Here is a 13411-nt window from a genome sequence, read left to right on the forward strand (position 1 = left end):
AGGGTAGATTCTTCGGGGATCTGAAACGGCAGATCAGCAAACGTGTTGATGGACCAAGTAATCGGCATGGCGACCCAGAACAAAGCAATATGGGCTGCAGTAGCAATGATGCTCCAGGAAATAAACCAGTTCAAATCGATAGCTATATGTCTGAAAAGATTGCGCATTTGATTAGTCCTCTACTGGACTTATTTTATAGTAACCTAAGGTTGCGCTCAATGAAACTTGTCTTAGTTCCGCATTTGTTCACAAGTAGTTTTAAGACGGTTAACAGTATATCTAACTTATTGATTATCAATAATCTTGGTTGGATTAAGTGGTGATCACATGAAATAGAAAAATTGATGAATTTACTTACCTAACATGTGCGTAACATGCGATTTAGTTAAACTTTTACTTTTTTGGGGGAGTGGGCGTTTGTAACAATTCTATGCAAATTCGATCAAAACGCACCTTGGATATCGGATTAGAGTTCGGGCTGCGTGAATTAAAATAGAAAGGCGATTTGAGGCCTTAAAAAAGTAAACCCTGGAAGCCAGGAGCAACCAGGGAGAACAATATAAAATTAAGTTTAGCACCTAAATTTTTATGTTGTCCTCCCAGAAATTGCAAGAGTGCAGAACGCAATTTTTTTGCGAACGGGATTTTGCACTCTCAATTTGGTTCCTGAGCATCCTTTTGATGCGGAATTTTGGAATGTTTATTGATGCCTTTATGCTCGATGAGCCCACGGCAGATTTTGGTGTTGGCAATACATCGCGCCAACAGAACGAGAGTGCAGAAGTTGCGGCCAGAAGTTTTTCTGGATTACCGGTCGCAGTATCCAAATGGGATGTGCTGTCACTTGTGAAGAAGTTGCAGCGCGAACTTGGTTTGACTGCAACACAAGTCGCGCACCTGGAGTTTCTGGTTGGTTACACACGCGACCAGGACTGGCAGTGTGGCAGTAATCCGATTGTGTATTTGACCGTGAGTGCGACCGCCAACAAACGGGTGATCAGCGAACGCCAGGTTCTCAACATTGAGCGAGCATTGAATCGCGCCGGTCTGGTGTGCTGGCATGATAGCGGCAATCTGCGTCGTTTCGGTCATCGCTCTGCAGACGGCGAACTGGTTCAAGCTTTTGGTGTCAACCTTGCGCCGCTGGCAGCAAGCTATGAGCGCCTGTACTGCATGGCGCAAGAGCTGGAACAACGCGCTCGTGTCTGGAAACAGCAAAAGACAACGCTCCTCCTCCATAAGCGGGTTTTGAGAGAGCAACTGACATTGCGTCCGGAACATCCAGCTGCAGGAGAAGCTCAAAAGCTGATCACATCATTGCCCCGCCGGATTGAGGCACGTTTGACCATCACTCAGCTGCTGCAATGGAGTAAGCAGATGCTGCAGCTGATAGCTGAGTTTCATGAAGTGAATGAGCAGGCATCAGCTGACCTGAGTGAGCAAGAACCAGCATCGGAATCCGATACTCAAATATGCTCCGGTCGGAAGAAAACTTCCGGCAGGTCGGAAACAGAGTTCCGACACATAAATACAAACAATACAAACCAAACACTTTCTAACGAAAGAAGTAATGCTGCGCACAGGCGGCCATTGCCTCACGGCAATGACTTAAATTCATGTGGTTCCGCTCACGCGGAAAGGGCTCTTGAAAAAATCAAGTGTGGGAGCGAGGCCAGAGCCAGTCAACTGGAACTTGAGATTGTCGAGATCCAGCAAAGCCCCCTGCCCTCACCTCCTGCAGGTAAAGCAAACACGCAAGGCGTTGCTTCGGGCATCGAGCACATTACCCTCAAGCAAGTTCTCGCCTGTGCCAGTCCAATCTTGCAAGAGATGATCAGGAATGCACAGCGAACAAATGAAGCTGACTGGTCAGCTATTGTTACTGCCGCTGAGCAAGCGGCAACCTATCTCGGGATCTCGCAGTCAGCCTGGAAGCAGGCTTGTTCTGTGGTTGGAGATACAGCTGCTGCAACGATAATCATCGTGGCAGAGCGCAAAGGGACAGATCCAGCAACGCCAATCAACTCATATGGCGGGTTTTTGCGCGGCTGTCTCGCCAAGGCCGAACGCGGAGAGCTGCACCTTCACAAATCGGTTTTTGGCCTGCTGAACAAAGCGAACCTCAATGAGTAGGCCGAGGTTCAGAAAGGGGCTTCGCCCCAGTTCGCTGACAAGGACATGGGCGCTCGCGCTTCTCGCTTTGCTGGTCTCCCCATCCTTCCTGCGTGAGTTTTGCGCCGGCAGATCCGGCCCAAAATCACTTCGTGCAGGACACGAGCTGAATCCGCTAGATGCGCCTTCAGCTCTACCTACGCGCAAGCGCTTCGGTGGGCGATACCCCACCAGCAAAACGATCCTTGTCAGCGAACTCCCCGCTTTTGCGACGGAAGAAATGAGCCGATCTGATCAAGGTCTCAGAAACCAATCAGATCTTCATTTTTATACGCGAAATCGGAGTTTTGTTATGCAAACCAATTATTTAGCTGATCAGCTATCTGCAATCAGTACGACTTTGGAAGATACCTGTACGAAGGAATATGGTGGTCTTCCAGTCAGTTCTGTAGCAGTGTTGATGCTTCTCAACAAAAGTGTGGCCCCTTCCCTCGGCTCTATCGCGGATCAGATCCAGCTTAGCCATTCAGCAACCGTGCGCGTGATCGATCGCTTGGAGAAAAAGCAACTGGTAAAGCGCGTGAAACGCCAAGGGCGAAACGTCAAGGTTGGTTTGACGTTTGAAGGCAAGCGAAGAGCAGTTGAACTCGGACAGGCCCGTACACAAACGGCTGAAGCATTGCTGAAGAACCTGAACGCAGACCAGCGAGCCACTCTCTCAGAGACCTTCAGCAAGATGCTCAAAGGTTTGGAACAGAGCGCAAGCACGCGGTTCTGCTCTTCAAAGTTAAAAGCTGAGGCCAGCACCTAAACACCCCAAAACAAACGCATTCAAGTTCAGATCTCCCATCGCTCAGCGGTGGATCAAACAAACGGAGTATTCTATGAAAAAGCTTTTCACTATTCTTGTCGCAACAGTGATGTTGGCTGCGTGTCAGACAACATCGGCTCAGGTGTCCTCTAAACAGCCGCCACAAATTGTAACTGAGAAGCCACTTCCTGCAGCTAAGAACGCATTGATCAAGGCGTTTAAGGATCGCGGCTTCAAGGTCGTTCGCAACAGCTCTAACACTGTTGTTGTTGAGCAGATCCTCACCCCAAACAGCTCTGAGCGTAAGCAGCACGCCTCCAGTAGTTCAGGCGTACCACGTGGGCAGATTTCAATGAGGTTCGCACGCATCCAAGGTGGAACCCAAGTGACGGCCACCTATGACATGTTGCTCAATCCAGGCAAGAGCAACCAGCAGAGAGTAACCCTGCTTGATAGTCCAGATGGAGCACGATTGCAGCGATTGCTTGATAGCGTGAAGTAAATGCAGCAAACAAAAAGCCGAGAGAAGCATAGCTTCCTCGGTTTTTTCATCAAATTTTTTACTGAGTATGAGACTTTATTACTCTTCTACATCGGGCTGCTAAAAATCATCGTCATAGGTGACCTCTTCGATGCTTTGTCGGCCTTTCGTTCCTGAGTGATTATAAGGATCAAGCCCTGTAAGACGGTATCTGTATGAGACGGCTGCATCATGGAGTGTGCTGCTAACTGCATCGATGACCACAAGATTTTGAGCAGCAAGAAAGCTTGTAGCAGCCTTTATTCGCGGTCTAGCTATACCAGTGCGGGCTTCAATCTTCATATAACTTAAAGCAGCATAGTTCGTTTTTCGGTCCCTGGCTGCTACTAATAAAAAATAGATTTTAAGGGCGTCTAATTCAACAATACTTCGCAAATGGATACTGTTGCTAACAGTGAGTGATTTCCCTTTGTATAGCTTCTTACAAGGTAGTTTGGCCCAGCCCTTATTTTGCCTGTATCCTACGAGTTGGTAATGACTCCGCTCACCCGTCATGCTTACCAATTGAAGTCTTTTGAGGACCGCTAGACCACGGGAAATTGAACTTCGACTTTTCGAAAGAGCTTCCTGGAACTGATCATAAGTAACGCGAGCTAATCCTGTGTCCTCATCAGCATTATGAGCGATAACCAATAGGCATAGTAATGCCATGGTGTTGTCGGCCATAACTTTTTTATTGAAGGCTGAGTAACAGTCATCTTCTGATAGCCACGAGGTGGGAAGGCGTACCCACTGTAAGTTCGATCTCATGCAGTCCTCTCAGTTTGCACCCATCATATAAACTGACAGCCCAGCTACTCCGACAGCTACAAAGCTTAACAACAGCGAGAGTGTGGTTGGGTTCATCTGATTTACTGCTTCCAGAAAAGCGAGAATGTTTTTCATACTGGCTCCGTTGTCTGTTTGGAGATAAAAAAACATGCTCTTAATTATATATCTAGAAACAGTTTAGCCCAATAAGTTAGCAAGCGTAATAAATAATAAATAATAACAGCAACTTAGGATAACATAATCAGTCCATATGATTTCCTATTTTAGTTCATAAAGCAGTTTGTCGCAGACTGGATTGGCTTTGAAATCTTCATTTAGGAAGAATTGGCCCGATGCTGCATGGAGTAGCGTTTGATATGCTTGGCTAAGTTGCAATTGCATTGGCATCTCCATGTCTCTTAATTAGAGCTCAGATATGTGTAACCGATTCTGCTTTTCTCCTGAAACTGCTTGGTTCCACTGGAATGGAGATGAAAAAGAGGCAAGAAACCTCGTCAATTTTCGGCTTTTTTGCGGTTTTCCCAAATTTTGAGATACTCTTAACGTGAATTAACCCTTTCTTTATTGATTTTACCAGATTGTAGGTGAATGTTGAGAAACAGCATTGTTGCCATTGCGATCTGGAAATTGATTTATGAACACTGAGATTGATCACGACTCCAACATTTTGAAGCACATGCGTGCTGATCATGAGGCGCTGCAAAGTGTTTTGGCAAGCATGTCGGAAGTTTATTTCCCTCCTGCTGCCATTAAGACTTTAAAACGGTTTTCGACTGTTCAAGCTGCCAGCTGGGTTGGTGTATCTCGTGCTCATTTCAATAATCATGCTGACGAGTTAGGCCTCACTCCCGAGCTGGTAGGTAAGTCTAAACAACGATTTTATACGCTCGCGGACATTAATGCGGTACGGCAGCATCTTGCGCAGAAGACAACGAGTGATGAAAAGGCGCGCCTCTACGATCCTCGTCGTAGAGGTGATGAAGAGCTTGCAGTTATTTCCTGCGTAAACTTCAAAGGTGGCTCTGCTAAGTCCACAACAGCAGTTCACTTTGCTCAATATCTCGCATTAAAAGGCTATCGAGTTCTCTTAGCAGATCTCGATCCGCAGGGATCTACCAGTGGAATGATGGGTATCGTTCCGGAACGTGTTACACATGATCAAAGCCTTTATGCAGCTATTCGGTATGACAACCCTCGCCCTATGTCTGAAGTTGCGCAAAAGACCTACTTTGAAAACTTAGATATCGTACCGAGTGGTTTGTGGGTCGCTGATTGGGAGTTTGATGCTCCACGCGTGACGACTTCAACGATGGAAGAAGAGCGCGAAATGCGCCTTCGTTTAGCTGAGTTGGAGAACAGTCTGGCTTCTGGCAACTTGCCGCGATCAGAGTTTGAACGCCTGTCTCAAGAAGTTGATAGTCTGAGAGTAAAGATGCGAGGGATGTCACTTCAAAGGCTATATTTCTTGCGCCTTCAGGCTGCGTTGACTGACGTTCAAGATCAGTATGATGTTGTGGTTTGCGATACAGCTCCAAACCTAGGTTATCTATCGAATGCTGCCATTGGAGCCTCTAATCATTTGCTCCTCACTATCCAGCCACAAATGCTAGATTGTGAATCCATGGCCCAGTATTTGATGACCTCTATTACTCACCAAGAACAGTACGAAGCGGCGATCAAGCGAGCTTTAGGGTCAGAGTACATCACGGATAAAACGCTGCACTATTTGATCACTCGCTTCAACACAGCGAGTACGCCACAAAATGACGTTTCGAAAATTCTCCGCACCTATCTGAAGAACGTTCTGGACCATTCAATGGTTAATACGACTGCAGTTGAGGAAGCCAGAACCCGTCAGCTAACACTTTATGAATCTGATCGAAATCAGTTCAATCCAAAGACATACGACCGTGCAATCGAGTTCATGAATCAAGCAAATGCTGAAATTGAAAAAATCATTTTGCGCGGATGGGGTAGACTATGACAACTAAGCGTAGTGAAAGCAGAAAGCTGTTGAACTCCATTATCAGTGGAGATGTGTCAAAACCGACAAATCCCAGCCCCGCACCAAGCGAAAGCACTAAGACTAAAGTCAGTAGAACCAGCCCATTGGGCTTGATGACAGATGCGCTTTCAGAGGTTGGCAGGACTAGTGGTGTTGTTAGTCGAGATCAGGTTCAAAGCATTGATCCCCACAAGTGTATCCCATCTATTGTTCAAGACCGGTTACCCTCCGATCATGACGAAGACTTTGAACAGCTTAAAGTGTCTATCAAACAAGATGGTCAACAAGTAGCTGTTTTGGTCCGTCCTGTAATGGGAGAACCGGACAAGTTTCAGATTGCTTACGGTCATCGTCGTTGGAAAGCATGTCTTGAGCTAGATGTCATGCTTAAGGCTGTTGTCCAGGATCTGTCCAACGAACAACTAGTAATAGCGCAGGGTCAAGAGAACCATGAGAGAAAGAACCTCTCATTCATTGAGACAGCATTGTTTGCAGCGAGGCTAAAGGTAGACTATCCGTCTGAGGTAGTTATTCGTGCTATTGGCGCTAGATCCAAGGGAACGCTTAGCAACTACCTAAAAGTTCCAAGCCTTGTTCCATCAGACGTTATTGAAGCTATCGGTCCTGCTCCCAAAATTGGCCGTCCAAGTTGGATGAAGTTGGGGGAACTCATAGATCACAATCCTGCCCATGCTGGAAAGCTGGCAAAGTTACTGAATCCTATCAAGATCTCTACGCAATGGCGTAATAGTGATAGCGATGAACGCTTTCGGCTGGTGTTAAAAGCTGCTCAGAATAATTTCGCGGGAAAAAAGCGTCCGACTAAAAAAGAGCCATCTACCCTCCCCTTCTCTGGTGGCGATTTAGCGGAATATTCGAACACTGCCAAGGGAGCTTCCTTCGTTTGGAAGGGAGAGTTCGGGCAGGAGTTTGGTGAATACCTGATCGATCAGCTTCCGGATCTGGTGAAAAGATTTGATGAGCTGAAGAAAGAGGAAACATGATCTAGAAAAGAGAAAGGCCTGCACTAGGCAGGCCCAAATCAAATTCAAAACGCAATCAGCGCTTCGAAGTTATGTAGCAATTTCTTTGTAGAGCGTTCGAGGAAAATATACAACCCCACTTTTTAAGTGAGGGAATGATTTTCTGCGCCGTTTTGAGCTAAAACTAACATGCAATAATCTGCAGTATTCTGCGGAAAAGGCTTGCTATGCTCGCTCAATCCATCGCCTCATTTAGGCAAATCAACCCAGCCATCATTGCTAGTCAACGTTTAGCTAGTGAACCGCTGAATGAAAGTGTGACTAAGAAAGAACTGGCTATGACACTCAAGCGAGTTGCACCAGCTCTTAAGATCTCTGGAAGCACTTATCATATCTTAGATATTCTGCTTGGATTGGTACGAGAAGCCGATCTGAAAGCGGGTAAGAAGCCTATGGTAGCTATCTCGAATGAAAAGCTTGCTGAGTATACTATGCGCTCTACACGCACGGTCAGTAGGTGTATCAAGCGCTTGGTAGAAGCAGGTATCCTAGCATATGCGGATAGTCCAAATGGTCGCAGGTTTGTTTGTCGAGACCAGAGCGGAGCAATTGACTATGGGTTCGGCCTGGATCTCACCCCAGCATGCAACAATCTCCTTGAGTTTGAAGGCATAGCAACTGCGTTTCAAGAGCGTTTGAAGTTTGAAAAGCAGGCAAGACGCTTGATTACATCAAGAACACGGGCTGCCAAAGATTTGGCCGATCTGATTGGTAGAGAGGCGGTTCCATTTATCAGGAAGCTGGAGAATGTAATGTGTCAGCAACTTGATGTGTTTACGAGAGCACAAGTGGTTGAAGCAATTTATGAACAGATGCTTATTATTGAAGCTAATATGTCATCCGAGGGTGACACTAATGGCGTCGCTATATCTAATACAACACCATCACATCGTGAAAAAATAGTAATAGATAAGCGGCATGGCTCTAACGAGCCACACTTAGAATTAAAAACTGACAACACTTGCTTACGCAATGTTGAAATGGCTTTTGAAAAAAAGCCTGAGGTGCCTGCTGCTGGCAAGCAAGCAAATTCAGACGATTTAAGAACGTCCTTCAAAACTAATGAACTTAACCAACTGCCTTCAACAAACCTTTCAGGTGTATCCATTGGGCTTCTTGAAAGCGCCTGTTCAGATGTCAAAGAAACATTGCAACTCGAACTTTCAAGTTGGAGTGGCTTGTTAGAGCGCACCGAGGATCTGAGACATTTGATTGGTTTGTCTGAAGCTGCTTGGCAATCTGCGTGTGTTTCCCAAGGAAGGCATTTGTCAGCGGCTTGCCTTGTTGTTGTTGCCGAAAAAGCGTTGAGAGATCCGGACGCAATTGCCCGCCCAGGAGGGTATTTCCGCGCAATGATCGACAGAGCTAACGATGGGAAATTGCATCTCCAAAAATCCGTTTTTGGTCTCGCTAGTGGCGCATAATAATGTGAAAAATTGTAACCTACTGAATTATATGCGTTATTTGAAAGAAGTTCACAGTTGTGAACTTTTGAGGGATTGGTGAACTGAAATTGAGCTGAATTTCATGGTTGCTTTGATGTGTTTTGGAAAAGTTTATCCCCTGCCCTGCTGCTAGCTTAAGGGGCTTTGCCCCATCACTGGCGCAAGGACTAAAGCCGCTTCGCGGTCTCCAGGCCGGTCTCCCCATCCTTCCTTAGCTTTGCTTGTGCCGGCAGACCGGCACCGCAAACCTGCGTGCAGGACTCGACCTGCAGCTGCAGGTCGGCTTTCGCGCTATTGCGCTCAAGTGGGTGATACCCCTCCGGCCTTCCGATCCTTGCACCGCTCCCCCCGCTGTCTTCGACAAGAAGAAAGAAACGGGTTTTAGGGGTGCAGAATGCCAACCATCGTGAACACTAAAGTGAGCTTGAACAAGGGCCGCAAGAGGGTCTGGATTGAAGGCGAAAAACTAAGACGCGAAGGCATCGAAGCTGGACAGTATTATGATCTGGCAGTCGAGGGCGAACAGCTTGTTCTTACCATTAATGACTTCGGAGCTCGGAAGGTAAGCCGTCGCAAAAAAGGGAGTATCATCAATCCTGTGATTGACCTGACTTCCTCTGAAGTTGCTGAGCTGTTCTCCGACGCACAGATGATCAGGGTTCTGATCAAGGATCAACAGATCACAATCTGCGCTCATCATAAAGACATGCGCATTGAGGAGCGCGTGTCTCGCTTGATGCATAAACTAAACAACAAGATGCCGCTTGATGTTTGCTCCCTCTTTCATGGAGGTGGGGTTCTTGATGCAGCGATACATGACGGCCTTGAGCAAACGGGACTTAAGAGCCGCCTTTCTGTTGCCGTTGAAATTGAACCAGATTATCTGGCAAGCTCAATTAGAAATAACATCTTCTGGGATAGCAAAAGCATTGCTATTGAAGGTCCGATTGAAGCCGTTAATCTTGGCAAGTCCCCTGCCCCAGCTTCGATACTTATTGCTGGTTTGCCGTGCACTGGCGCCAGCAAATCAGGCAGAGTAAAAAACAAGCTTCAGTATGCTGAAAGCCATGATTCCGCCGGTGCAATGTTTTTTCATTTTCTCCAGTTCGTTCAAGCTGTGAACCCAGCCATAATTTTGATTGAGAACGTTCCTGAGTACTCCAGTACTGCGAGCATGACCGTTATTCGCTCAGTCCTTGGATCTCTTGGTTACAAACTATCTGAGCGTGTTTTTGAAGGTAATGAGTTTGGTGCCTTGGAAGCTCGCAAACGCCTTTGTGTGGTTGCGATGACAGAAGGCCTTGAACTTCTGGATCTAGATAGTGTCGAGCCACTGATTAAAAAGCCAGTAACCCTCAATGAGATCTTAGAGCCAATTTCTTCTGATAGTGAGCGCTGGAAGGACCTTGACTACTTGGCTAAAAAAGAGGCCCGCGATATGGCTGCAGGGAAAGGCTTCAAGCGTCAGCTCTTGAATGCGAGTGCTGAAGCTTGCGGAACCATTGGCCGAGGCTATGCCAAGTACCGCAGTACTGAACCCTTCCTGAAGCACCCAACCAATGAGAAGCTATCTCGACTGTTTACTCCACTGGAACATGCACGAGTAAAGGGCATACCAGCAAAGCTGATTGAGGGCCTGTCATCTACGACAGCTCACGAGGTGCTTGGACAATCTGTCATATTTCCTGTGTTTCAAGCGATTGCAGCCTTTCTGGGTAAGACACTGCTACACCTGTTTAAGACCCCTCACGAACAGCTTCCATTAGCTGCGTAGATCCCACCCCATTCAAATTTTCGAGGTCAGCTAACAGCTGGCCTTTCTTTTTGTCTTCTAAAGCTCTTTCAGATTTGTGCTGCGCCCGCGCCGGTAAAGGCGACCTGCAAGCAGGCATCCAGCCCACCTTCATCCACTCGCTTTGCTCGTTCCTTGCAGCTGGTTCCCTTCGGTCCGGATGACCTTGACCGGCACTCCGGCCTTTCGTGACAGCAAGAATGAAAACCACATTCAGATGGAGATCCGGATGACCTGTCAGCCTCACAGCTTTGATGATCAGCTCGTGATACCAGCATTGCAAGCGCAGTTGGATTTATTCAGACCCTCAGACGACAACCACAATGTTTATTACTCCGCACCGGTCGTGGATCTGGATGACTATGACAACATCATTGTTTGCATGTCTGGAGGCAAAGATAGCATTGCCTGTCTGCTGCAGCTCCTTGATCTTGGGGCGGATAAGTCCAAAATTGAACTCTGGCACCATGACGTTGACGGAGCTGAAGGTTCCACGCTCATGGACTGGAGTTTCATGAAAGACTACAATCGGCATCTGGCACGAGCTTTCAACTTACCGGTTTACTTCTCATGGCTTGAGGGTGGCTTTGAAACTGAGATGTTAAAGCGAGACAGCTTCAGTAAGCCGCATAAGGTTGAGACACCTGCAGGACTGCTCACGCTGTCCAGGAACACAAAGCGAGCGAAGCCAGCTACCCGTCGCCGATTTCCGCAAGTTGGCGCGGATCTTAAAACCCGATGGTGTTCAAGTGTGCTGAAGATTGATGTTGGCAGACGAGCTCTGACCAATCAGCAGCGTTTCAATGACAAGAAGGTTCTGTTCATCACTGGAGAGCGAAGAGAAGAGTCAGCGAACCGTTCAAAGTACAATCAGTTAGAACCGCACACCAACTCAAACAATGTTCGCCATGTCGATGCGTGGCGACCGGTGCTGCACTGGACAGAGGAACAGATCTGGGACGTACTCAAACGTCATAACGTACTGGCTCCCGTTCCGTATCGCCTTGGCTGGAGCCGGTCATCATGTATGACATGCATCTTCAATGGAGCGCGGATCTGGGCAACCATCAAAGAGCACTTTCCGGACCGCCTTGAAGCGATAGCAGCTTATGAGCAGATGTTTGGCACCACGATTTCTAGGCAGGGTTTGAACGTGCTGGAGCTGGCAAGCAAGGCGAGACCGATCAAGATTGAAGATGCTGAAGCTCTGAAGCAGGCTTTGAATGAACGTTATGAGCTGCCAGTGTTTGCAGCTGAAGGCAAGGGGCAGGGGTGGAGCATTCCCGCTGGTGCTTTCGGAAACGAGGGCTGCGGAGCTTCATGACTCTCACGTGAAGAGTCTGCTTTTCTCGTTGTGAAAGACTCGGTTTATTTATAGACTGTAGATATGCAGAGGGCGCCCTGATTGCTCAGAGCGCCCAATCCTAGAAGCAACAGATCTTTGCTGGAGCGTTGCTTTCTACTGCTGTAGTCATGAAAGGGTCAGGTTCATCGAGAGCCTGATCCATTCAAACACCACCTCAAATTTCATATCAAAACTGAGACGGTCAAACAGCTCCCCAAGCGTTGGGGCATAGCTGAGCAGTTTCATGAGCTTCCTTTCGTGTAGTTAGTTTTGCTTCTTACAATTTGAGGGTGCGACTCAGGACTGCAACTTTCAACTCCTTTCCTCAAAGAATGGGGGCTTATCCAGATCTTGGAAGCTTTGATCCCTGAAAATCGCATATTACCATCCACCCTGCGAGTTTTACCTCCTTGCAAACGGGAGCAAACATCTCACGCCGCTATTTCTTTTTGAACATTTTATCTAGCAGTGCTTTGGCAACCTTGGGGGATACCTTGTCCGGATACCCTTTAGGTTTCTTGACTTTGCCTTCCTCAACGAATTTGGAAATCCACGTCATCTGGCTCTCACTGGCAAAGTTGTTAGCCTCAATCCAGCTGCTAAGCGCTTTTGCTGAGCCTTTGGCCGCATCTGGAAGCGGGAGAGCTAAGCGCTCAGCTATCGACAAGGCAAACTTGAGTTGTGCTGGACTTGGTGCCGATGGTTCTTCTGTCCGTTCTTTCATTGGTCCAAGATATGCTCGCAAGGTGTCATAGCTTGCCAGATCTGTACGGGTCAAACGCTTGCCCTCGCGCTCCGCCTTGCCTTTAGCGGCTTTGACCATAGCAGGGCTCGGTTTACGCTGAATATCAAGCTGCGGGCCTTGTTCACCAAGCACGTCAATAGCGGTCGCTGCAGAGTTGCAAATTTCATGGATGATTTCATCAGCACCGGCACGACCACTCACAATGTCATCAAGACGCGCTTCCATTGTTGCGGTGGTCGCTGGGTCAAGGAGTGAGGGACACCGACCTTGCAAAAGGTGGTAGAGCTGCATAGCCGTATCGCTTGCAAAGAGTTTGCCCTTGGTGACAGAGAGGAAGCCTTGCTTCTTCAGTCCCTCAATAATGGTGTCTCTGGTTGCCGGTGTACCAATGCCCTTGGCTTCCTTCAGCCGTGCACGCTGGCCCTCATCTTCAACAAACCTCCATGCGTTTTGCATGGCTTCAATCAAGGAACCTTCCGTGTAACGGGCAGGTGCTTTTGTCTTCTTGGCATCAATGCTGACAGCCGAGATCCCCACGCCTTCACCGTCTCGAACCTGAGGCAGTTCTGCCTCGCTATCTGAGGACGACCTGTCCTCGATGAACTCACTGTAAACAGCACGCCAGCCTAGATGGATTGTAGAACGGCCCACAGTCTTGAAGACAACAGCCTGACCATTCACCGGCACACTGATAGCAATCTGTGTTTGGTGATATTCGTAATCAGGGCCTAGTGCTGCAAGGAATGTCTTGGCTATGAAATCAAACAGCTTTCGCTCATCAGCGTTCAGCCCTGCAATGAT

At 47.7% G+C, this 13411-nt stretch carries 11 protein-coding genes; 8 read left to right on the plus strand and 3 right to left on the minus strand.

What is annotated here, in order from left to right:
* The first annotated feature begins 696 nt into the window (after nucleotides 1-696).
* From repC (PsW74_RS18900) to PsW74_RS18910, 3 genes are all read left to right on the plus strand, one after another.
* Nucleotides 697-2133, plus strand: coding sequence for a plasmid replication protein RepC (gene repC, locus PsW74_RS18900; protein WP_193776006.1), 1437 nt, complete (start codon nucleotides 697-699; stop codon nucleotides 2131-2133).
* A 331-nt stretch (nucleotides 2134-2464) separates the two neighbouring features.
* Nucleotides 2465-2923, plus strand: coding sequence for a MarR family transcriptional regulator (locus tag PsW74_RS28910; protein WP_063290570.1), 459 nt, complete (start codon nucleotides 2465-2467; stop codon nucleotides 2921-2923).
* Between the two features lie 73 nt (nucleotides 2924-2996).
* Complete coding sequence (locus tag PsW74_RS18910) at nucleotides 2997-3425, plus strand: lipoprotein (RefSeq protein ID WP_063290569.1); 429 nt, start codon at nucleotides 2997-2999, stop codon at nucleotides 3423-3425.
* A 99-nt stretch (nucleotides 3426-3524) separates the two neighbouring features.
* Here PsW74_RS18910 and PsW74_RS18915 read toward each other — a convergent pair whose 3' ends face one another.
* A complete protein-coding gene (locus tag PsW74_RS18915; RefSeq protein ID WP_063290568.1) occupies nucleotides 3525-4214 on the minus strand; it encodes a hypothetical protein in 690 nt (229 codons plus the stop codon).
* Between the two features lie 9 nt (nucleotides 4215-4223).
* Nucleotides 4224-4349 (minus strand): hypothetical protein, encoded by a 126-nt coding sequence (locus PsW74_RS30155; RefSeq protein WP_275484653.1) that lies wholly within the window; start codon nucleotides 4347-4349, stop codon nucleotides 4224-4226.
* Between the two features lie 520 nt (nucleotides 4350-4869).
* Between PsW74_RS30155 and PsW74_RS18920 the strand changes: the two genes are divergently transcribed.
* The 5 genes from PsW74_RS18920 to PsW74_RS18940 all read left to right on the plus strand — a co-directional run bounded on the left by PsW74_RS18920 (nucleotide 4870) and on the right by PsW74_RS18940 (nucleotide 11844).
* Complete coding sequence (locus PsW74_RS18920) at nucleotides 4870-6219, plus strand: AAA family ATPase (RefSeq protein WP_063290567.1); 1350 nt, start codon at nucleotides 4870-4872, stop codon at nucleotides 6217-6219.
* Nucleotides 6216-7244 carry a plasmid partitioning protein RepB gene (gene repB / locus PsW74_RS18925; protein ID WP_063290566.1) on the plus strand — a complete coding sequence of 343 codons (1029 nt, stop codon included), beginning with the start codon at nucleotides 6216-6218 and terminating at the stop codon, nucleotides 7242-7244. The genes PsW74_RS18920 and repB overlap by 4 nt, the downstream gene beginning before the upstream one ends.
* Before the next feature lie 206 nt (nucleotides 7245-7450).
* A complete protein-coding gene (gene repC / locus PsW74_RS18930) occupies nucleotides 7451-8707 on the plus strand; it encodes a plasmid replication protein RepC (RefSeq protein WP_063290565.1) in 1257 nt (418 codons plus the stop codon).
* A gap of 415 nt (nucleotides 8708-9122) precedes the next feature.
* Nucleotides 9123-10502, plus strand: a complete 1380-nt coding sequence (locus tag PsW74_RS18935; RefSeq protein ID WP_063290564.1) for a DNA cytosine methyltransferase — start codon at nucleotides 9123-9125, stop codon at nucleotides 10500-10502.
* Between the two features lie 247 nt (nucleotides 10503-10749).
* The gene (locus PsW74_RS18940) at nucleotides 10750-11844 is read left to right on the plus strand and encodes a phosphoadenosine phosphosulfate reductase family protein (protein ID WP_206599939.1); all 1095 of its coding nucleotides are present in this window, start codon (nucleotides 10750-10752) and stop codon (nucleotides 11842-11844) included.
* Between the two features lie 460 nt (nucleotides 11845-12304).
* Here PsW74_RS18940 and PsW74_RS18945 read toward each other — a convergent pair.
* Nucleotides 12305-13411, minus strand: a 1107-nt coding sequence (locus PsW74_RS18945; RefSeq protein ID WP_244277877.1) for a DNA topoisomerase, incomplete at its 5' end; no start/stop codon positions are given.

Origin of the sequence: Pseudovibrio sp. W74 (assembly GCF_001623085.1) — a bacterium.
Lineage (GTDB): Bacteria > Pseudomonadota > Alphaproteobacteria > Rhizobiales > Stappiaceae > Pseudovibrio.

Coding starts and splice junctions, on each gene's coding strand:
- repC (WP_193776006.1), top strand. CDS start 697: ATGTTTATTGATGCCTTTATGCTCGATGAGCCCACGGCAGATTTTGGT.
- PsW74_RS28910 (WP_063290570.1), top strand. CDS start 2,465: ATGCAAACCAATTATTTAGCTGATCAGCTATCTGCAATCAGTACGACT.
- PsW74_RS18910 (WP_063290569.1), top strand. CDS start 2,997: ATGAAAAAGCTTTTCACTATTCTTGTCGCAACAGTGATGTTGGCTGCG.
- PsW74_RS18915 (WP_063290568.1), bottom strand. CDS start 4,214: ATGAGATCGAACTTACAGTGGGTACGCCTTCCCACCTCGTGGCTATCA.
- PsW74_RS30155 (WP_275484653.1), bottom strand. CDS start 4,349: ATGAAAAACATTCTCGCTTTTCTGGAAGCAGTAAATCAGATGAACCCA.
- PsW74_RS18920 (WP_063290567.1), top strand. CDS start 4,870: ATGAACACTGAGATTGATCACGACTCCAACATTTTGAAGCACATGCGT.
- repB (WP_063290566.1), top strand. CDS start 6,216: ATGACAACTAAGCGTAGTGAAAGCAGAAAGCTGTTGAACTCCATTATC.
- repC (WP_063290565.1), top strand. CDS start 7,451: ATGCTCGCTCAATCCATCGCCTCATTTAGGCAAATCAACCCAGCCATC.
- PsW74_RS18935 (WP_063290564.1), top strand. CDS start 9,123: ATGCCAACCATCGTGAACACTAAAGTGAGCTTGAACAAGGGCCGCAAG.
- PsW74_RS18940 (WP_206599939.1), top strand. CDS start 10,750: ATGACCTGTCAGCCTCACAGCTTTGATGATCAGCTCGTGATACCAGCA.